The organism is Pseudomonas sp. NFACC37-1, from assembly GCF_900101575.1.
Classification (GTDB): Bacteria; Pseudomonadota; Gammaproteobacteria; order Pseudomonadales; family Pseudomonadaceae; genus Aquipseudomonas; species Aquipseudomonas fluorescens_AA.
On sequence record NZ_FMUZ01000032.1, the window covers coordinates 15139 to 38715 of the forward strand.

Annotated in this window: 3 protein-coding genes (1 of these 3 only partly in view); all 3 read left to right on the forward strand. The window is 65.9% G+C overall.

The genetic code is table 11. The features are described from left to right. Tightly spaced (each overlapping or abutting the next), the 3 genes in view from BLP82_RS24425 to BLP82_RS24435 form a layout consistent with a single transcriptional unit that may run on beyond the window. Complete coding sequence (locus BLP82_RS24425; RefSeq protein ID WP_092174126.1) at positions 1–12561, forward strand: non-ribosomal peptide synthetase; 12561 nt, start codon at positions 1–3, stop codon at positions 12559–12561. Continuing rightward, entirely contained in the window at positions 12562–20463 is a 7902-nt protein-coding gene (locus tag BLP82_RS24430) for a non-ribosomal peptide synthetase (RefSeq protein WP_092174129.1), read from the forward strand. Further along, positions 20463–23577: the 5' portion of a non-ribosomal peptide synthase/polyketide synthase gene (locus tag BLP82_RS24435; protein ID WP_092174132.1), read on the forward strand. 9374 nt of this gene lie beyond the right edge of the window; the window shows 3115 of its 12489 coding nt (coding positions 1–3115); the start codon lies at positions 20463–20465; the stop codon falls past the right edge of the window. Before BLP82_RS24430 ends, BLP82_RS24435 begins: the two co-directional genes overlap by 1 nt.

Here is a 23577-nt window from a genome sequence, read left to right on the forward strand (position 1 = left end):
ATGAATGCTGAAGACGCCTTGAAACTTGCTCGCCGGTTTATCGGGTTGCCCCTGGAAAAGCGCCGGATGTTCCTGGCCGCGTTGGACAAGGAGGGCGTGGAGTTCAGCGGTTTTCCCATTCCCCGGGGTGTCGAGGCCGAGGATCGCCAGGCGTTGTCCTATGCCCAGCAGCGCATGTGGTTTCTCTGGCAACTGGAGCCGGGCAGCGGCGCCTACAACCTGCCGGGCGCGGTGCGGCTCAAGGGTGCGTTGAGCCTGCCGGCCCTGGAGCAAGCCTTCGCCAGCCTGGTGGCCCGTCATGAAACCCTGCGCACAGTGTTTCAGCGCCAGGCCGATGACAGCCTGCTGCAAGTCCCGTCCAACGCAGCGCTGGCGATCAAGCGCCAGGACTTCAGCGCCTTGCCGGCGGCCGAGCGCGAGCAGGCGGTGCGCCAGGCTGCCGAAGCGCAATCGATGCAGCCTTTCGACCTGTCCAGCGGTCCGTTGCTGAGGGTCGAATTGCTCACCCTCGATGAGCAGGAACATGTGCTGCTGCTGACCTTGCACCACATCGTCTCCGACGGCTGGTCGATGAACGTACTGATCGACGAGTTCATCCGCTGCTACGACGCCCATGAAGCAGGCGTGGCGCCGCAACTGGCCGATTTGCCGATCCAGTACAGCGACTACGCCCTGTGGCAACGCCGCTGGCTGGAAGCTGGCGAGCAGGCGCGTCAACTCGAATACTGGCAGGCGCAATTGGGCGATGAGCATCCCGTGCTGGAACTGCCCATCGATCACCCACGCCCGGCGATGCCCAGCTATCGCGGCACGCGCTTTGAGTTCGCGGTGGAGCCGGCATTGGCCGAGCAACTGCGCGCCACCGCCCAGCAGCACAACATCACCCTGTTCATGCTCCTGCTTGGCGCCTTCAACGTGCTGCTGCATCGCTACACCGGCCACACCGATATCCGCGTCGGCGTGCCTATCGCCAACCGCAACCGCGCCGAAACCGAAGGGCTGATCGGCTTCTTCGTCAACACCCAGGTATTGCGCACCGAGCTCGGCGGCCAGACCCGTGTCGATGAGTTGCTACGCACGGTCAAGGAAGCCGCCCTCGGCGCCCAGGCCCATCAGGACCTGCCGTTCGAACGGTTGGTGGAAGCCCTGAAACTGGAGCGCAGCCTCAGCCATACACCGCTGTTCCAGGTGATGTACAACCACCAGCCACAAGTGGCTGACATCGCCAGCCTCCGCACGGCGTCGGGGCTGGAGTTGTCGATGCTGGAATGGCAGAGCCGCACCACGCAGTTCGACCTGACTCTCGACACCTGGGAAAAGGCCGGCAAACTGCATGCGGCGCTGACCTACGCCAACGATCTGTTTGATGCCGCCACGGTCGAGCGCATGGCCCGGCACTGGACACGGCTGCTGCACGGCATGGTCGCCGACAGCCACGCGCTCGTCGGTGAGTTGCCACTGCTGGAAGCCGATGAGTACCAGCGCCTGATCCATGACTGGAACCCGGTGGATGCGCCGTTCGACCAGGCGCTGTGCATCCACCAGATGATCGCCCGCCAGGCCCAGGCTGCGCCGAATGCACTGGCGGTGACCTTCGCCAACATCCGACTGAGCTACAGCGAACTCGACGGCCGCGCCAATCGCCTGGCCCATAAACTCATCGAATTGGGCGTGGGCCCGGAAGTGCGCGTGGGCGTGGCGATGCCGCGCTCCGAGCACCTGCTGATCGCCTTGCTGGCGGTGCTCAAGGCCGGCGGCGCCTACGTGCCGCTGGACCCGGACTACCCGGCCGAGCGCGTGGCCTACATGCTCGACGACAGCCGCGCCCGGGTCTTGCTGACCGAACAGGCAGTGGCGGCGACGCTGGACGTGCCGGCCGAAACCGCCGTGCTGATGCTGGATCGGATCGAGCTGGGGCAGTACCCACTCGATGCACCGAGCACCCACGTCACGCCAGACAACCTCGCCTACGTGATCTACACCTCCGGCTCTACCGGTCAACCCAAGGGCGTGGCGATTGCCCATCGCAACGTGCTGGCGCTGATCGATTGGTCCCGATCGGTCTACAGCCGCGACGACATCCAGGGCGTACTCGCCTCCACGTCGGTGTGCTTCGATTTGTCGGTGTGGGAACTGTTCGTGACCCTGGCCAACGGCGGCTCGCTGATCATCGCCCGCAATGCCCTGGAGTTGCCGCAATTGCCGGCCCGGGATCAGGTGCGACTGATCAACACGGTGCCCTCGGCGATTGCCGCGTTGCAGCGCAGCGGCGAGATCCCGGCCAGCGTGCGCATCATCAACCTCGCTGGTGAGCCACTGAAGCAAAGCCTGGTGGATGCGCTTTACCCACAACACCCTTCCTGTGGGAGCGAGCTTGCTCGCGATAGCGGCGGGTCAGCCCCCCATGGACCAACTGACGGGGCGCCATCGCGAGCAAGCTCGCTCCCACAAGGGATAGAGCATGTCTACGACCTCTACGGCCCCTCGGAAGACACCACCTATTCCACCTGGACCCGGCGCACCGCCGGCGGCACGGCGAACATCGGCCGGCCCCTCAAGCACACCGCCAGCTATCTGCTGGACGCCGACCTGCAACCGGTGCCCCAAGGCGTCTCGGCGGAGCTGTACCTGAGTGGCGCGGGCATCACCCGTGGTTACCTCGGCCGTGCCGCGATGACCGCCGAGAAATACGTGCCCAACCCGTTTTCCACAACCGGCGAACGCCTGTACCGCACCGGCGACCTGACCCGCTACCAGGCCGACGGAGCCTTGCAATACGTCGGTCGCATCGACCATCAGGTCAAGGTCCGCGGCTTCCGTATCGAACTGGGGGAAATCGAAGCGCGCCTGCTGCAACAACCCCAGGTGCGCGAATTGGCGGTGCTGGCCCAGGATGGCGAGCACGGCCAGCAACTGGTGGCTTTCATCGTCCCGCGCGAGGCCGCGGTGCTGACCGAGGCCGACGCCCAGGTGCAGTTGCGCGAAACCCTCAAGGCTGCCCTGCGCGAACACCTGCCGGACTACATGGTGCCGGCCTATCTGGTGTTCCTCCCGCAACTGCCGCTGACCCCCAACGGCAAGCTCGACCGCAAGGCGTTGCCGGCCATTGACGGCAGCGAGCAGCAGCGTGAATTCGTTGCGCCCCACAGCCCCATGGAAAAAGCCCTGGCGGCGATCTGGCAGGACGTGCTGAACCTCGACAGCATCGGCCTGGAAGACAACTTCTTCGAGCTGGGCGGTGATTCCATCGTCGCCATGCAAGTTGTCAGCCGTGCGCGGCAAGCCGGGATCGTGCTCAATCCCAAGGCCCTGTTCCAGCACCAGACCCTGCGCAGCCTGGCGCTCGTAGCGCGCCACGGCGACAGCCAGGCGATCGATCAGGGCCTGGCACGCGGCGCGGTGCCGTTGACGCCGGTGCAGCAGTGGTTCTTCGAGCGCGACATTCCCGAGCGGCAACACTGGAACCAGTCACTGCTGCTGGTGCCGGGCGAACACCTCGATACCGTGGCATTGGCGGCGGCCCTGGCCCGTTTGGCCGAGCACCATGACAGCCTGCGCCTGCGCTTTACCCAGGTGAACGGCCAATGGCAGCAAGCCTATGCCGAGCCGTCGGCGGCCAGTGTGTTGTGGCAGCGCCAGGCGACGTCGCTCGAACAACTCAACGCCCTGTGCGACGACGCCCAGCGCAGCCTCGACCTGGAAGACGGGCCACTGTTGCGGGCGTTGCTGGTGGACATGGTCGACGGCAGCCAGCGCTTGTTGCTGGCGATCCATCACCTGGTGGTGGACGGTGTTTCCTGGCGCGTGCTGCTGGACGATCTGCAGCAGTTCTACCGCCAACTGCAGGCTGGCCAGGCGATCCAGGTGCCGGCCAAGACCAGCGCTTATGGACAATGGGCCGCGCACCTGCACGGGCATCTCGATGGCTTCATGGCCAGCCTCGATTACTGGCGTGCCCAGGGTCATGCGCCGGCCGGCAACGGCTTGCCGTGCGATTACCCCGAGCGCCTGCTGCTGGCGTGTGACGAGCGCAAGGTGCAAGTGCGGCTGGACGCCGAACGGACCCGCCAACTGCTGCAACAGGCGCCCAAGGCCTACCGCACCCAGGTCAATGACCTGCTGCTGACGGCCCTGGCCCGTTCGGTGTGCCGCTGGACCGGCCAGGACAGCACGCTGATCCAGCTCGAAGGCCATGGCCGTGAAGCGCTGTTCGATGGCGTTGATCTGACCCGCACCGTCGGCTGGTTCACCAGCCTGTTCCCGGTCAGCCTCAGCCCGGCGCCGGCATTGAGTGCATCGGTCAAGGCCATCAAGGAACAACTGCGCGCCGTGCCGGACAAGGGCCTGGGTTATGGCGTGCTGCGCTACCTCGGCGAACCGGCGGTGCGTGCCGAACTGGCGGCCTTGCCGGCGCCGCGCATCACCTTCAACTACCTGGGCCAGTTCGATCGGCAGTTCGACGACGGCGCGCTGTTTGTTCCCTCTGGCGAAGGCAGTGGCGCGGCGCAACATGCCCGGGCACCGCTGGCGAATTGGTTGACGGTGGAAGGCCAGGTCTATGGCGGCGAGCTGTCCCTGAACTGGGGATTCAGCGAGCGGATGTTCAAACAGCAGACCATCGAGACATTGGCCGCTGACTACCTCGCTGAACTGAGGGCGTTGATCGAACACTGCTGCGCGCAGGAAGCGCCACAGGCCACGCCATCGGATTTCCCCCTGGCCCGCATCAGCCAGGCGCAACTCGACAGCCTGCCGGTGGCCGCCGGGCAGTTGGACGACCTCTATCCGCTGTCACCCATGCAGCAGGGCTTGCTGTTCCACACCTTGTACGAGCAGGCGGCAGGGGAATACATCAACCAGTTGCGCGTGGACGTGCAGGGCCTTGATCCACAGCGCTTCGCCGACGCCTGGCAGGCCACCCTCGACGCTCAGGACATCCTGCGCAGCGGTTTTGTCTGGCAGGGCGATCTCGAGCAACCGTTGCAGATCGTCCATCGCCAGGTCGAATTGCCCTTCACGGTCCTCGATTGGCGCGGGCACGATCACCTCGCCGAGGCCCTGAATGAATGTGCCGACGCCGAGCGCCGGCAGGGCTTCGACCTGGCCCGGGCACCGTTGCTGCGCCTGGTGCTGGTGCAGACCGAGGCCGAGCGCTGGCACTTGATCTACACCCATCACCACATCCTGATGGACGGCTGGAGCAATGCCCAATTACTGGGTGAAGTCTTGCAGCGCTACAGCGGTCGCTTGCCCAAGGCCAATATCGGACGTTACCGCGACTATATCGCCTGGCTGCAACGCCAGGACGCTCAACTGAGCGAGACGTTCTGGACCGGTCAGTTGGCCACCCTGCAAGAGCCGACGCGGTTGGCGCGCGTCATGTCCGCCAGCGAAATCCACAGCGGCCATGGCGATCACTTCCAGACCCTGGACGCGACCCGCACCCAGGCCCTGGAGCAGTTCGCCCGCCAACAGAAAGTCACCCTCAACACCCTGGTGCAAGCGGCGTGGCTGTTGCTGCTGCAACGCTACACCGGCCATGACAGCGTCGCCTTCGGTGCCACCGTGGCCGGGCGTCCGGCGGATCTGCCGGGCATCGAGCAACAGGTTGGCCTGTTCATCAACACCTTGCCGGTGATCGCCGCGCCACGTCCGGACCAGTCGGTCGGTGCCTGGCTGCAAGCCGTGCAGGCACAGAACCTGAGCCTGCGGGAGTTCGAGCACACGCCGTTGGCGGACATCCAGCGCTGGGCCGGCCAGGGCGGCGAGGCGCTGTTCGACAACATCCTGGTGTTCGAGAACTACCCGATTGCCCAGGCCCTGGCAGAAGGCGCCGATCAGGGCGCGGTGTTTGGTGAAGTCAGCCACCTGGAGCAAACCCATTACCCGTTGAGCGTGGCGGTGACCCTCGGCGAGACGCTGGCGCTGCACTACAGTTTCGACCGGGCGCATTTCAGCCCGGCGGCCATCGACGGCATCAGCACGCAGCTGTTGCAGTTGTTGGAACGCTTCGCCGAGTCGGCGGCGCGCAACCTCGGGCAGATTGCCCTGGTCAGCGTCGAGGAACAGGCCCGGCAACAAGCCGCCAACCATCCGCAGCCGTACCCGACCGACATCGCCGTGCATCAGCGCATCGCCGATCTGGCGGCGCTCAAGCCCCACGCCACGGCGGTGATCTTCGACGGCCAGCGTTTCAGCTATGGCGACCTCGACCGACGCGCCAACCAGTTGGCCCACGCCTTGATTGCCCGTGGCGTGGCCCCGGAAACCCGGGTTGGCGTGGCCCTGCCGCGCAGCGAAGGGGTGATCGTCGCGCTGCTGGCGGTGCTCAAGGCCGGCGCGGCCTATGTGCCGCTGGACACCAGTTACCCACGGGAACGCCTGGCGTACCTGATCGAGGATTCGGGGCTGGCGTTGTTGCTCACCGACTCCCGGGTGTCGGCGCAGTTGCCCCTGGACGGCGCCGCCCAGGTGCTGGAACTCGATCGTCTGGACTTGAGCCGGCAACCTCTGGAGGCGCCGTCCGTTCAGGTCGATCCGCAGAACCTGGCCTACGTGATCTACACCTCCGGTTCCACCGGCAACCCCAAAGGCGTGAGCGTGGCCCACGGTCCGCTGGCGATGCACTGCCAGGCCATCGGTGAGCGCTATGAAATGCAGGGCAGCGATTGCGAGTTCCACTTCATGTCCTTCGCCTTCGACGGTGCCCATGAGCGCTGGCTCACCAGCCTGACCCATGGTGCTTCACTGCTGATTCGCGACGACAGCCTGTGGACGCCGGAGCAGACCTACAACGCGATGCGCGAGCACGGCGTGACCGTGGTGGCGTTCCCGCCGGTGTACCTGCAACAACTGGCCGAGCACGCCGAGCGCGAGGGCCACCCGCCGAAAGTGCGCATCTACTGCTTCGGCGGCGATGCGGTGCCCAACGCCAGTTTCGAACGGGTCAAGCGCGCCCTCGATCCGGACTTCATCATCAACGGTTACGGCCCGACCGAAACCGTGGTCACCCCGTTGATCTGGAAGGCCGGCCGCGACGTGGCATGTGGCGCCGCCTATGCACCCATCGGCAGCCGCATCGGCGACCGCAGCGCCTATGTGCTCGACGCTGACTTGAACCTGTTGCCCCAGGGCATGGCCGGAGAACTGTACCTGGGCGGCACCGGGCTGGCGCGGGGCTACCTGAACCGTCCGGGCCTGACGGCCGAGCGGTTTGTCGCCGACCCCTTCAGCCGCAGCGGCGGCTTGCTCTACCGCACCGGCGACCTGGTGCGCCAACGCGTCGATGGCACCTTCGATTACCTGGACCGCATCGACAACCAGGTGAAGATCCGCGGCTTCCGCATCGAACTGGGTGAAGTCGAAGCCAGCCTGCAAGCCCTCGACGGCGTTCGCGAAGCGGTGGTGGTGGCCCAGGAAGGGGCTGCTGGCAGCGGCAAGCGTCTGGTTGCCTATGTGGTGGCCGATGAGTCCGTGGGTGAGGCTTTCGCCGAGCACTTGCGTGACCAGCTCAAGGCGACTTTGCCGGCGCACATGGTCCCGGCCTATCTGCTGCTGCTCGAACGCCTGCCGCTGACCCCCAACGGCAAGCTCGACCGCAAGAACCTGCCCAAGCCCGACGTCAGCCAATTGCAGCGAACCTACGTGGCACCGCGCAGCCCGTTGGAACAGCAACTGGTGTCGATCTGGCAGGACGTGCTCAAGCTCGCGCAAGTGGGCCTGCGGGATAACTTCTTCGAACTGGGCGGCGATTCCATCGTCTCGATCCAGGTGGTCAGCCGTGCTCGCCAGGCCGGTATCCACTTCACTCCCAAGGATTTGTTCCAGCACCAGACCATCGAGGCGCTGGCGGCGGTGGCCCAGACGGGCGCAGCGCTGCAAGCGATCGACCAACGACCGGTCACCGGCGAAACGGCGCTGCTGCCGATTCACCAGTGGTTCTTCGCCCAGGCGATTCCTGACCGTCATCACTGGAACCAGTCGGTGATGCTCAAGCCGACCCAAGCGTTGGATGCCCCGGCGCTGGAGCAGGCCTTGGATGCCCTGGTCGCGCACCACGACAGCCTGCGCCTGGCCTTCATCGAGCAGGCCGCAGGCTGGACGGCGCGCTACCGTGACGGGGTGGCCGACGGGATTGTCTGGCAAGCCGACGTCGCCGATCTCGCCGCGCTGCAAGTCCTGGGCGATCAGGCCCAGCGCAGCCTGCAACTGGACGGCGGCTCGCTGATCCGCGCGGTGCTGGCGAACCTCGCCGATGGCACCCAGCGTTTGCTGCTGATCGTGCATCACCTGGTGGTCGACGGGGTGTCCTGGCGGATCCTCGTCGAAGACTTGCAGACGGCCTATCGGCAGGCACTGACCGGCGCCACCGTGCAGTTGCCGGCCAAGACCAGCGCGATCCAGGCCTGGACCGAAGCGTTGCAGGGCTATGCCCACAGCGCATCCCTGCAGGCCGAACTGGGTTTCTGGCAGCAGCAGTTGCAAGGCGCCTCCACGGCGTTGCCATGGGATAACCCCCAGGGCGGTCAGCAACAGGCCCAGGCCATGACTGTCCGCACGTCACTGGACAAGTCCCTCACCCGGCAACTGTTGCAGCAAGCCCCGGCGGCCTATCGCACCCAGGTCAATGACCTGTTGCTCACCGCCCTGGCGCGGGTGATGGTGCGCTGGACTGGCGCTGACAGCGTGGTGGTGCAACTCGAAGGCCACGGCCGTGAAGAACTGTTCGAACACATCGACCTGACCCGCACGGTCGGCTGGTTCACCAGCCTGTTCCCGGCCCGTTTGACACCCGCTGCCGAGCTCGGTGCTTCGCTGAAGCAGATCAAGGAACAGCTGCGCGCCATCCCCCACAAGGGCATCGGTTTCGGCGCCCTGGCGCACCTGGGCGATGCGCCGGCGCGGCAAGCGTTGCAGGCCTTGCCGACGCCGCAACTGACCTTCAACTACCTCGGCCAGTTCGACGGCAGTTTCGCGGCGGCTGACGATGCCCTGTTCGTGCCCACCGCCGAGCATGGCGGTGAAGAGCTGAACATGCAGGGCCCGCTGGGCAGTCCACTGGCGCTGGACGGCAAAGTCTTCGGCGGCGAGCTGGACTTGAGCTGGACCTTCAGCGGCGACCTGTTCAACGTCGCGACCATCCAGCGCCTGGCCGATGACTACCTGCAAGAACTCACCGCGCTCATCCACCATTGCTGCGACAGCCAGCACCGTGGCGTGACGCCGTCGGACTTCCCGCTGGCGCGGCTGTCCCAGGCGCAATTGGACACATTGGTCCGAGACCCTCAGGCTGTCGACGACATCTACCCGCTGTCGCCGATGCAACAGGGCATGCTGTTTCATTCCTTGCTCGGACACGGCAGTGGCGATTACATCAACCAGATGCGCCTTGACATCGAGGGCGTCGATCCCCAGCGTTTCCGCGCCGCCTGGCAGGCGGTGGTCGATGTCCACGACATTCTGCGTACCGGGTTTTTCTGGCAGGGCGACCTGGAGCAGCCGGTGCAAATCGTCCAGCGTCAGGTCGAGGTGCCGTTCCGTGTGCTCGACTGGAGCGGGCGGACGGATATCGACGACGCCTTGCAAACCCTCGCCGATGAAGAACGGGCCCAAGGTGTGGACCTGACCCAGGCGCCGTTGATGCGCCTGGTGCTGGTGCGCACCGGCACGGATCGGCATCACCTGATCTACACCAACCATCACATCCTGATGGATGGCTGGAGCAGCGCGCAGTTGCTCGGCGAAGTGTTGCAGCATTACCGCGGCGACAGCGTGGCCCGCCCGACTGGCCGTTATCGCGATTACATCGCCTGGCTGCAACGCCAGGACGCGAGCCTCGGCGAAGGATTCTGGACGCAACAGTTGCGCACGCTGGATGAGCCGGTGCGCCTGGCCCAGGTTTTTGCGCGCCCGGCACAGGACGTCTCGGCGAAGCTGTACGGCCATCACCGCATGCAGTTGGATGGGATGCAGACCCAACGCCTGGCCGAGTTCGCCCGCCAGGCTAAAGTCACCGTCAACACCCTGGTGCAAGCGGCCTGGCTGTTGCTGTTGCAACGCTACACCGGCAAGGCCAGTGTGGCGTTCGGCGCGACGGTAGCGGGGCGGCCGGCGGACCTGGTGGGCGTCGAGGGCCAGATCGGCCTGTTCATCAACACCTTGCCGGTCATTGCCAGCCCGCGTCCGGAACAGGACCTGGGCGACTGGCTGCACAGCGTCCAGGCGCAGAACCTGGCCTTGCGCGAGTTCGAGCACACGGCGCTGTTCGACATCCAGCGCTGGGCCGGACTGGGCGGCGAAGCCTTGTTCGACAACATCCTGGTATTCGAGAACTACCCGATTTCCGAAGCCTTGGCACACGGTGCGCCTGAAGGCTTGCGTTTCGGTGCAGTGGACAACCTGGAACAGACCAACTACCCGCTGACCCTGCTGGTCAGCCTCGGTGCCGAGCTGGCAGTGCAGTTCAGCTACCAGTGCGCGCGTTTCACCGAGGCCTCGGTCGAGCAGATCGGCGTGCACCTGCAACGCTTGCTGCTGCAAATGATCGACGCCGGGCAACGGCCCCTGGGCGAACTGAGCGTGCTCGACGAGGGCGAAACCCGCCAGCACGTGCAAGGCTGGAACGCCACCACGGCCGGATATCCCCAGGCGCGTTGCGTCCATCGGCTGTTCGAGGCCCAGGCCCGGCAGACGCCGGATGCCACGGCGCTGGTGTTCGCCGATCAGGTGCTGAGCTATGCCGAACTCGATGTCCGGGCCAACCGCCTGGCCCATCGCTTGATCGAACAGGGCGTGGGGCCCGATCGGTTGGTCGGTGTGGCGCTGGAGCGTGGGGTGGACATGATTGTCGCCTTGCTGGCGATCCTCAAGGCCGGTGGCGCCTACCTGCCGCTGGACCCGGCGTTCCCCCAGGATCGCTTGGCCTACATGATCGAAGACAGCGGCATCGAGCTGCTGCTGACCCAAAGTTCGCTGCTCAACCAGCTACCACTGTCCTGTGGGAGCGAGCTTGCTCGCGATGGCGGTGGTTCAGTCGATGATGATGTCGAGTGTGCCGACGCTATCGCGAGCAAGCTCGCTCCCACAGGGGGTGGGGTTGGCGTTAATACATTGGTGTTGGATCAGGAGAGGGGCTGGCTCGACGGTTATGCCGGCGAGGCGCCGGCGACGCGCTTGGATGCGGAGCACCTGGCCTACGCCATCTACACCTCGGGTTCCACCGGCAAGCCCAAGGGCGTGATGGTGCGTCATGAAGCGCTGGTGAACTTTGTCGCCAGCATGGCCCGTGAACCGGGCATCGCCGCCCGTGACCGGGTGCTGTCGCTGACCACGTTCTCGTTCGACATCTTCGGCCTGGAACTCTACGGCGCGCTGTTGAGCGGTGCCTGCGTGGTGCTGGTGGACAAGCAGAGTGCCCACGACCCCGAAGCGCTGCTCAAGACCATCGACCGGCAACAGGTCAGTGTGGTCCAGGCCACGCCCTCGACCTGGCGCATGTTGCTCGACCACCCGGCGTCCGGTTTGTTGGCCGGGCGCAAATGCCTGTGCGGTGGCGAGGCGTTGGCCGAGGACCTGGCCGAGCGGTTGCTCGACGTCGCCGGCGAGGTCTGGAACCTGTATGGCCCGACCGAAACCACCATCTGGTCGGCGGCCTACCGCTTGACTCAAGAGCAACGCGTGCCGTACCTCGGCCGACCGATCGCCAACACGTCGCTGTACATCGTCGGCGATCACTTCGCGCCGAACCCGGTCGGGCTGATCGGCGAACTGTTGATTGGCGGCGACGGCCTGGCCCGGGGTTACCACCACCGGGCGGCGCTGACCGCCGAGCGATTCCTGCCGGACCCGTTCGGCAATGGCGCGCGGGTGTACCGCACCGGCGACCTGGCGCGCCAGCGTGGCGACGGCGTGATCGAGTACATCGGTCGGGTCGACCATCAGGTGAAGATCCGCGGCTTCCGCATCGAATTGGGGGAAATCGAAGCCTGCCTGCTGGCCCAGGAAGCGATCCGCGAAGCCGTGGTGGTGCCACAACCCGGGCCGGGCGGCCTGCAGTTGGTGGCGTACCTGGTGGCCACCGATCCAGAGACTGCCGAACCCACGGCCCTGCGCGAAGCCCTCAAGGCGCAGCTCGCGCCCTTGCTGCCCGACTACATGATGCCGGCGCACTGGCTGCTGCTCGAACGTTTCCCGTTGACCCCCAACGGCAAGCTCGACCGCAAGGCCCTGCCGCTGCCGGACGCCCAGAAACTGCTGCGTGCCTACGTGGCGCCACAGGGCACGCTCGAACAGGGCATCGCCGACATCTGGCAAGACGTGCTCAAGCTCGAACGGGTAGGGCGCGACGACAACTTCTTTGAACTGGGTGGGCATTCCCTGCTGGCGACGCAAGCGACGGCGCGCCTGCAAATGGAACAGGGCGCCGCGGTGCCCCTGGACTTGCTGTTCAGCACCACGTCCCTGGCCGACTACGCCGCACAACTGGCGGCCCACCTGACGCCTCACTCCAGTGCAGACCTGAGTGAGATGCATGACTTCCTGGCAGACCTGGAGACCCTTTGAATGACTCAGCTCGATAACCTGTCTCTGGTTCAGCGATTCATCCGTTTACCGCTCGCCCAACGGCAAGCGTTCCTGCACAAGCTGCACAGCAAAAACATGAGCCTGGCGACGTTGCCGATCCCGGCGATGCGCGACGAGTTCGAGACCCTCGACCTGTCCTACGCCCAGGAACGCCAGTGGTTCCTCTGGCAACTGGACCGCCACAGCGCGGCCTACCATGTGCCCACGGCGCTGCGCCTGCGCGGCGCCCTCGATCTGCCCGCGCTGCAACGCAGCTTCGACGCCTTGCTGGCCCGTCACGACGTGCTGCGCACGGTGTTCGTCGACAGCGCACAAGGGCCCCGACAAGTGGTGCAGGGGCATTTGAGCCTGGCGATCGAGCCGGTGGTGGTGTTGGACGAGTCCGCGCTCACAGCCCTGATCGATGACGAAATCGCCGGGCTTTTCGACCTGCAGCAAGGGCCACTGCTGCGGGTCAAGCTGCTGCAACTGGCAGCGGACGACCATGTGCTGGTGCTGACCCAGCACCACATCATTTGCGATGGCGCGTCCGCTCGGATCATGGTCAACGACCTGGTCCAGCTCTACGCCGCCCACCGCAGCGGTCAGGCGCCGACCCTGGCAGCCTTGCCGATCCAATACGCCGACTATGCAATCTGGCAGCGCAAATGGATGGAGGCCGGCGAGCTGGAGCGGCAACTGGCCTACTGGACCGAACGGCTGGGCGATGGCGGCGAAGTCCTGCCGTTGCCGACGGACCGCCCGCGTCCGGCGGTGCAGAGCCATCGCGGCGCACGCCTGGACCTGCGCTTCGACGCCGGGCTGACCCAGGGCCTGAAACACCTGGCCCAGCGCGAAGCCTCGACGCTGTTCATGGTCTTGCTGGCGTCGTTCCAGGCCTTGTTGCACCGCTACAGCGGCCAGTCGGACATCCGCGTCGGCGTGCCGGTCGCCAACCGCAACCGCCCGGAAACCGAGGGCCTGATCGGCTTTTTCGTCAACACCCAGGTACTCAATGCCCAGGTGCGGGGCGACCTGCCTTTCGAGCAATTGCTGGCCCAGGTCAAGCAGGCTTCGCTGGGGGCGCAAGCCCATCAAGACCTGCCGTTCGAGCAGTTGGTGCAGGCACTGGCGCCGCAGCGACAGGCGAGCCACAGCCCGCTGTTCCAGGTGATGTTCAACCACCAGAGCAGCGGCGCGGCTCAAGCCCTGCAACTGCCGGGGTTGCAGGTCGACAGCCTGGATTGGCGTTCCCACACCGCCCAGTTCGACTTGACCCTCGACACCCACGAGACCGACGGTGAGCTGGCCGCGTCCCTGAGCTACGCCACCGACCTGTTCGACGCCAGCACCGTGCAACACATGGCCGAACACTGGCTGAACCTGCTGCACGGCATCGTCGCCGATCCGCGCCAGCGCATCGGTGAACTGCCGCTGCTGACGGCCGCCGAGCAACAGCAACACATCGCCCAATGGAACCCGGCGCCGCGCAGCTTCCCGGGCGAGGCCTGCCTGCATCAGCGCATTGCCGAACAGGCGCGCTTGCGTCCTGATGCCGTTGCTCTGCGTTGCAACGCCCAAACCCTGACCTACGGCGAGCTCAACACCCAGGCCAACCGCCGCGCCCATCAGTTGATCGCCCACGGTGTTGGCCCGGATGTGCTGGTGGGACTGGCCGCCGAGCGCGGTTTCGACATGCTGGTGGGCCTGCTGGCGATCCTCAAGGCCGGCGGTGCCTATGTGCCACTGGACCCGACTTATCCCCAGGATCGTCTGGCCTACATGATGCAGGACAGCGGCATCCAACTGCTGCTGACCCAAGCGGCCCTGGTCCATCAATTGCCGGTGCCGGATGGCGTGCAGACGCTGCTGCTGGACGCCGACGTCAGCGCCTTCGCCGACAGTGATCCGCACGTAGTGATGGACGCGGCGAACCTCGCCTACGTGATCTACACCTCCGGTTCCACCGGCAACCCCAAGGGCACCTTGCTGCCGCACCACAACGTGCTGCGCCTGTTCGAGGCCACCGAGCCGTGGTTCAACTTTGGCGCGGAAGATGTCTGGAGCCTGTTCCATTCCTACGCGTTCGACTTCTCGGTGTGGGAGATTTTTGGTGCGCTGCTCCACGGCGGCGAACTGTTGATCGTGCCCTACGACATCAGCCGTTCGCCGCAGCAGTTCCACGAACTGCTCTGTGAGGCCGGGGTGACCGTGCTCAACCAGACGCCGTCGGCATTCAAGCAATTGATGCACGAGGCTTGCGCTGATGACCGAGCCAACGCCCTGCGCTACGTGGTGTTCGGCGGCGAGGCCCTGGATGTCAAGGTCCTGCGCCCGTGGTTCGACAAGTACGGCGACGCGGCTCCGCAACTGATCAACATGTACGGCATCACCGAAACCACCGTGCACGTGACCTACCGTCCGCTGTCGCTGGCGGACCTGGAACAGGACGCCAGCAGCCCCATCGGCGAGCCGATTGCCGACCTGTCGTGGTACCTGCTGGACGGTGATTTGAATCCGGTGCCGAAAGGCTGCATCGGTGAGCTGTACGTCGGTCGTGCCGGCCTGGCCCGGGGTTACCTGAAGCGTGGCGACCTTACTGCGTTGCGGTTCATCCCCGATCCGTTCGGCGACAGCGGCGCACGCTTGTACCGCACCGGCGACCTGGCGCAGTACCGCAGCGATGGCGTGATCGAGTACGTCGGTCGCATCGACCATCAAGTGAAGATCCGCGGGTTCCGCATTGAGTTGGGCGAAATCGAAGCGCGCCTGAACGCCCTGGCGTCGGTGCGCGAAGCGCTGGTATTGGCCCAGGAAGGGCCGAGCGGCCAGCAACTGGTGGGTTACGTGATTCCGACACACGCTACCGAGGACACCGCCGGCCTGCGCGAGCAGATCAAGGCCCAGCTCAAGGCCGAGCTGCCGGACTACATGGTGCCGACGCACCTGCTGTTCCTCGAACAATGGCCACTGACCGCCAACGGCAAGCTCGACCGCAAGGCCTTGCCGACCACCGACGCCAGCCAGGTCCAGCAGGACTACGTGGCACCGCAAAGTGAACTGGAACAACAGATCGCGGCGATCTGGCAGGACGTGCTCAAGGTGGAGCGGGTCGGCTTGAGCGATAACTTCTTCGAGCTGGGCGGCGACTCGATTGTCTCCATCCAGGTGGTCAGCCGCGCCCGTCAGGCGGGCATCCGCTTTACCCCCAAGGACTTGTTCCAGCACCAGACCGTGCAGGCGCTGGCGAGCGTCGCCCAGACCGGTGGGCAGGAGCAGGCTATCGATCAGGCGCCGAGCCAAGGGGCGACGCCACTGTTGCCGATCCAGCAGGCGTTTTTCGCCGAGGCGATTGCCGAGCGTCACCACTACAACCAGTCGGTGCTGCTGAAACCGGCCAGCCCGTTGCAAGCGTCCGTGGTGGAGCAGGCCTTGCAGGCGTTGGTGCTGCACCACGACGCCTTGCGTTTGTCCTTCAATGAAACCGCCGAAGGTTGGCGCGCCGAGCACCGTGAGGTGGCGGCGCAACAACAGGCTTGGGCGGGCAAGGGTTTGCTGTGGCAGCCTGAGGTGGTCGATGCCAGCGCACTGGAAACCCTCGCCAATCAGGCCCAGCGCAGTCTCGACCTGCACGCCGGGCCGCTGTTGCGCGGCGTCCTGGCGACCTTGGCCGATGGCAGCCAGCGCCTGTTGCTGGTGGTTCATCACCTGGCGGTGGACGGCGTGTCGTGGCGGATTCTGTTCGACGACCTGCAAACTGCCTACCAGCAACTGCTCGCCGGCCAAGCGCTGCGACTGCCGGCCAAGACCAGTTCGGTCAAGGTGTTTGCCGAGCAGTTGCAGGCCCATGCGCGCAGCGCGCAACTGCAGCGGCAATTGGCCTACTGGCAAGGGCAACTGCACGACGCACCGACCGACCTGCCGTGCCTCGACCCTGAGGCGATCGGGCAAAATCGCGAGGCCGTCACCGTTCACACGCGGCTGGATGCGCACTTGACCCGGCAGTTGCTGCAAGAGGCGCCAGCGGCCTATCGCACCCAGGTCAACGACCTGTTGCTCACGGCCCTGGCCCGGGTGATCTGCCGCTGGACCGGCCACGACAGCCTGTTGCTCCAGCTCGAAGGCCATGGTCGCGAAGAGCTATTCGCCAATGTCGACCTGACCCGCACGGTGGGGTGGTTCACCAGCCTGTTCCCGGTCCGGTTGTCGCCGGCGGTGGAACTGGCGGATTCGATCAAGTCGATCAAGCAAGGGCTGCGGACGATTCCCGACAAAGGCGTGGGCTTCGGTGCCCTGCGTTACCTGGGCGACGACGCCAGTCGGGCGGCCCTGGAGGCGTTGCCGGTGCCGCGCATCACCTTCAATTACCTCGGCCAGTTCGACGGCAGTTTCGATCAGGCCCAAGGCGCCTTGTTCAGCCCGGCCAGCGAAAGCGCCGGCGACGAGCAGAGCCCCCTGACCGCCCTGGGCAATTGGCTGACGCTCAACGGCCAGGTGTTCGATGGCGCACTGCGGTTGGGCTGGACGTTCAGTGCGCAACAGTTCGAGCCGGCGACCATCCAGGGCTTGGCCGATGACTACGCCCGTGAGCTGGCGCTGTTGATCGCCCATTGCTGCGACCCGACGAGCCAGGGCATGACGCCGGCGGATTTCCCCCTGGCCGGCCTGACCCAGGCACAACTCGATGGCCTGGCGTTGTCGGCACGCGGGGTGGAAGATCTTTACCCGCTGGCGCCGATGCAGCAGGGCATGTTGTTCCACAGCCTGTACGAAGCGGGCAGCGGCCAGTACATCAACCAGATGTGCCTGGACATCGAAGGCCTCGACCCACGGCGTTTCGAGGCGGCCTGGCAAGCGGCGGTCGATGCCCATGACAGCCTGCGCAGCAGTTTTATCTGGCAGGGCAGCGAGCGCCCGGTGCAAGTGGTGCACAAGCAGGTGCGCGTGCCGTTCACCTCGCTGGACTGGAGCGCCCGCACCGATGTCGGCCAGGCCCTGGCCGAACTGGCGGACGCCGAACGCGAGCAGGGTTTCGATCTGGCCTGCGCACCGTTGCTGCGCCTGGTGCTGGTGCGTACCGCTGAGCAGCGATATCACCTGATCTACACCCATCACCACATCTTGATGGACGGCTGGAGCAACTCCCAGTTGCTCGGCGAGGTGCTGCAACGCTACGACGGCCAGGCCTTGCCACGCCCGGCCGGGCGGTATCGGGACTACATCGCCTGGCTGCAAGGCCGCGACGCCCAGGCCAGCGAAACCTTCTGGCTGGGGCAATTGCACAGCCTGGAGGCGCCGACCCGTCTGGCCGAGCCCCGTGTCGCACCGTTGCAGTCGGCGTCGGAAAGCAGCCACGCCAGCCACTATCACGACCTGACGCCCCAGCAGACCCAACGCCTGAGCGAGTTCGCCCGCCAGCAGAAAGTCACCCTCAACACCGTCGTCCAGGCGACCTGGCTGTTGCTGCTGCAGCACTACACCGGGCACGCCACCGTGGCCTTCGGCGCCACCGTGTCGGGACGTCCGAGCGAGCTCAAGGGGGTTGAGCAGCAGATCGGCCTGTTCATCAACACCTTGCCGGTGATCGCCAGCCCGCGCCCGGAGCAGGCGGTGAGCGCACTGCTGCAACAGCTCCAGGGCCAGAACGTGGCCTTGCGCGAGCACGAGCACACGCCGCTGTTCGAGATCCAGCGCTGGGCCGGGCAGGGCGGTGACGGTCTGTTCGACACCTTGCTGGTGTTCGAAAACTACCCCGTGTCCCAAGCCCTGCAAGAGCAGGCGCCCTCGGGCTTGAGCTTCGGCAGCGTGGCCAGCCAGGAACAGACTAATTTCCCGTTGACCCTGGCCGTCAATCTAACTGACATCCTGAGCCTGCACTTCACCTATGCCCATGCTGCTTTCCCTACATACACCGTCGAGCGCCTGGCTGAGCAGGTGGCACACGTGCTCGCGCAGATGGTGAGCCTGCCGGCCGGCGGTTGCGTGGGCGACATCCAATTGCTGGATACGGTGGCCCGCGCCAGGCTGCAGCACGACTGGAACGCCACCTCGGTGGTGGAGCCGCCTCGGCGCCCGATCCATCAATGGATCGAGGCCCAGGCCCGAAGCACCCCCGACGCGGTCGCCCTGGTCAGCGAGCAGGAGACGCTCACCTACGCCCAGCTCAATGCCCGGGCCAATCGCCTGGCCCATGGCTTGATCGAGCGCGGCATCGGCCCCGACGTGCTGGTGGGCCTGGCGCTGTCGCGCAGCGTGCAGATGGTGGTCGGCTTGCTGGCGGTGCTCAAGGCCGGCGGCGCCTACGTGCCACTGGACCCGGCCTATCCCCGGGATCGCCTGGCGTACATGGTCGAGGACAGCGGCATCGCCTTGCTGCTCACCGAGACCGATGTGCTGCCGCTGTTCGGCGACGCTGCCGTGAACGCGCTGCTGTTGGATCAGCCCGGGCAATGGCTGGCCGGCTACAGCGAGCGCGACCCTGGCGTGGCCATCGACGGCGATCACCTCGCTTATGTGATCTACACCTCCGGCTCCACTGGCAAGCCCAAGGGCGTGACCCTTCGCCATGCCGCCCTGAGCAACCACATGGCGTGGATGCAGGGTTGCCTGAAACTGACGGCCGCCGACCGCGTCCTGCAAAAAACCGCGATCAGTTTCGATGCCTCGGTCTGGGAGTTCTGGCTGCCGTTGATGAGTGGCGCGCAACTGGTGCTCGCCAGCCCGCACCTGAACCTCGACCTGACCACCCTCTGGGCCGACGTGGCGCGGTGGCGCATCAGCGTGCTGCAAATGGCGCCCTCGCTGTTGCAGGCCTTGCTGCCACTGGCGACCCGCGCGCAACTGGCCTCCTTGCGCCTGCTGCTGTGCGGTGGCGAAGCCCTCAGCGTGCACCTGTCGCGCCAGGTCATGGCGCTGTTCGATGGCGAACTGCGCAACCTGTATGGCCCGACCGAAGCGACCATCGACACCAGCAGCCATGCGGTGGTGCGCGGCAGCGAAGACGACGCCGAGCGGATCATCGCCATTGGCCGTCCCATCGATAACGTGCGCACCTACGTGCTGGACGCGGCGCTACAGCCTTGCGCCGTGGGCGCCGTCGGCGAGTTGCACATCGCCGGTGATTCCCTGGCCCGTGGTTACCACCAACGACCGGCACTGAGCGCCGAGCGCTTCATTCCCGATCCGTTCGCGCCAGCCCCGGGCGGCCGCCTGTATCGCACCGGTGACCTGGCCCGTTATGGCGCCGACGGGGTGATCGAGTACCTCGGCCGGATCGACCATCAAGTGAAGATCCGTGGCCTGCGCATCGAGTTGGGGGAAATCGAAGCGCGCCTGCAGGCCGATGCCGATGTGCGCGATGCGGTGGTGCTGGCGCGGGACGACGTGAGCGGGCCGAACCTGGTGGCCTATCTGGTCGGCCAGGACAGTCCTCTCGACCAGGGCAGCCTGGGCGAACGGCTCAAGGCGCGACTGGCGGCCCAGGTGCCGGACTTCATGGTGCCGACCCATTGGGTGTTCCTCGAGCGCTTGCCGCTGACCCCCAACGGCAAGCTCGATCGCAAGGCCTTGCCGGCACCGGACACCCGTGCTCTGCAGCCGGTATACCTGGCCCCGCAGAGCGACCTCGAATGCCGGGTCGCGGCCATCTGGCAAGACGTGCTCAAGGTCGAGCAGGTCGGGCTTGGCGACGACTTCTTCGAGCTGGGCGGGCATTCGCTGCTGGTGGTGAGCGTGGTCTCGCGCCTGCAACTGGAGCTGGGCCTGACCTTGACCCCGCAACTGATTTTCCAATTCCCGGTACTCGGCGCGTTCGTGGCGCAACTCGAGCCTGCCGGCGAACCCATGAGTACGTCGAAATTGAGCAAGCTCGAAGCGCTGCTCGATGAATTTGAGGAGGTTTGATGGACACCGCTGTCGCACAACGTATTGCCAGGCGCTTCATAACGCTGCCGCTGGAAAAACGTCGCTTGTACTTGCAGAAGATGCTCGAAGAGAACGTTTCCCCGGCGAACCTGCCGATCCCGCCTGTCAGTGCCGAGTTCGACACACTGTCGTTGTCGTTTGCCCAGGAGCGCCAATGGTTCCTGTGGCAGTTGGACCCCGAGAGCGCGGCCTACCACATGCCCACGGCCCTGCGCTTGCGCGGGCCGCTGGACATCGCTGCGCTGGAGCAGAGTTTCACCGCGTTGGTGGCCCGGCACGAGAGCCTGCGCACCACCTTCCAGACCCATGGCGAGCAGGTGGTGCAGCAGGTACACGCGGCGGCGCCAGTGCGTTTGCAGGCAGACACCCTGGAACAGTTGCCGGACGAGACGCAGCTGCGCCAGTTGATCGAAGGGGAAACCCGCCGGCTCTTCGACCTGCAACAGGGGCCGCTGCTGCGCACGCGCCTGCTGCGGTTGGCGGCGGATGATCATGTGCTGATCGTGACCTTGCACCACATCGTGGCCGATGGCTGGTCGATGCAGGTGATGGTCGAGGAACTGGTCAACGGCTACGCCGCCTTCAGCCAGGGCCGCGCGCCGCAATTGCCGGCGCTGCCGATCCAGTACACCGACTACGCCATCTGGCAGCGGCACTGGATGGAAGCGGGCGAGCGCGAGCGTCAGTTGGAATACTGGACCGCACGCCTGGGCGGCCAGCAACCGGTGCTGGAACTGCCGACCGACTTCCCGCGTCCGGCGGTGATGAGCTATCGCGGCGCGCGGCTGGAACTGGCCATCGACGCGGTACTGGCCGGCGATCTCAAGCACATGGCCCAGCGCGAAGGCGTCAGCCTGTTCATGCTCCTGCTGGCCTCGTTCCAGGCGCTGCTGCATCGCTACAGCGGCCAGAACGATATTCGCGTCGGCGTGCCGACGGCCAACCGCAACCGGGTCGAGACCGAGCGCCTGATCGGCTTTTTCGTCAACACCCAGGTACTGGACAGCGATGTCCAGAGCCAGGATTCGTTTGGCGCCTTGCTGCAACAAGTGAAGCAGACAGCCCTGGGCGCCCAGGCTCACCAGGAGCTGCCGTTCGAGCAACTGGTCGAGGCGTTGCAGCCTGAGCGCAACCTGAGCCACAGCCCGCTGTTCCAAGTGATGTTCAACCACCGGACCCAAGGCCCGGCGGGCGAGGGGCCGGTCGGAGCGTTGAAAGTCGAGGAACTGCGCTGGGATTCGCACACGGCGCAATTCGACCTGACCCTGGAAACCGTGGAGCACAGTGAAGGGCTTTCGGCAGGGCTGATCTATGCCACCGACCTGTTTGGCGCCGAGACGATTGCGCGCCTGGCCGGGCATTGGCAGAACCTGTTGCGGGCGATCGTGGCCGACCCGGCGCAGCGCATCGGTGAATTGCCGTTGCTCGACGCGGCCGAGCGCCAGGCCCAGCTCGACAACGGCCAGCGCAGCCCGACGCCGGCGCCCGAGGCGGGTTTTGTTCATCAACTGTTCGAAAGACAAGCGGCCTGCACCCCGGACGCCCCGGCGCTGGTGATCGACGGCGAGCGCTGGAGCTACGGCCAACTCAATGCCCGGGCCAATCAGTTGGCGGGCAAGCTGCAAAGCCTCGGCGTGGGCCCGGATGTCCTGGTCGGCATTGCCGTGGAACGCAGCGCGCACATGCTGGTAGGCCTGCTGGCGATCCTCAAGGCCGGCGGCGCCTACCTGCCGCTGGACCCGGCGTTCCCCCAGGACCGCCTGGCCTACATGATCGAAGACAGCGGCATCGAGCTGCTGCTGACCCAAAGTTCGCTGCTCGACCAGCTACCGCTGTCCTGTGGGAGCGAGCTTGCTCGCGATAGCGGTGGTTCAGTCAATATTGATGTTGGCGGTGAGGGCCTCATCGCGAGCAAGCTCGTTCCCACAGGGGGCGGTGGTGGTGTGAATACGTTGGTGTTGGACCAGGAGGGTGACTGGCTCGACGGCTATGCCTGCGACGCGCCGGCGCCGCGCCTGGATGCGGAGCACCTGGCCTACGCGATCTACACCTCCGGCTCCACCGGCAAGCCCAAGGGTGTGATGGTGCGCCACGGCGCGCTGACCAACTTCGTCGCGAGCATGGCCCAGGCGCCGGGCATGACGGCCCAGGACCGGGCGTTGTCGCTGACCACGTTCTCGTTCGATATTTTCGGCCTGGAAATCTACGTGCCGCTGATGGTCGGCGCGTGCATCGTGCTGACCGGCCCGCACGTCGCCCAGGACCCCTACGCGGTGTTGGCGCTGATCGCGGCCGAGCAGGTCAACGTGGTGCAGGCCACGCCGTCGACCTGGCGCATGTTGCTGGACAACGAGCACGCCCAGGGTTTGCGCGGCTGCAAGTGCCTGTGCGGTGGCGAGGCGCTGCCCCAGGAACTGGCCGTGCGCATGCTCGCCCTCGGCGGTGAAGTGTGGAACCTCTACGGCCCGACGGAAACCACCATCTGGTCGGCCTTGCACCCGTTGCAAAGCCAGGCCGCGCAACCCTGGCTGGGCGGGCCCATCGACAACACGGCGCTGTATATCGTCGGCGCCGACCTGATGCCGGTGCCCTATGGCGTGGCCGGTGAATTGCTGATCGGCGGCCAGGGTCTGGCCCGTGGTTATTTCCAGCGTCCGGCGCTGACCGCCGAACGTTTCGTGCCCCATCCGTTTGTCGCCGGCGAGCGCCTGTATCGCACCGGTGACCTGGCGCGCCAACGGGCCGACGGCATCCTCGAATACCTCGGGCGCATCGACCATCAAGTGAAGATTCGCGGGTTCCGCATCGAACTGGGCGAAATCGAAGCGCGCCTGCTGGAACAGGACAGCGTGCGCGAAGCGGCGGTGCTGGCCCAGGAGGTACCGGGCGGCCAGGCGTTGGTGGCGTACATCGTTCCAACCGCCGAACTGAATGACCTGGACGCCGGCGCCCAGAGCGCCCTGCGCGACAGCCTCACGGCCCGGCTCAAGGTCAACCTGCCCGACTACATGGTGCCGGCGCACATGGTGGTGTTGCCACGCTTCCCGCTGACGCCCAACGGCAAGCTGGATCGCAAGCAGTTGCCCAAGCCCG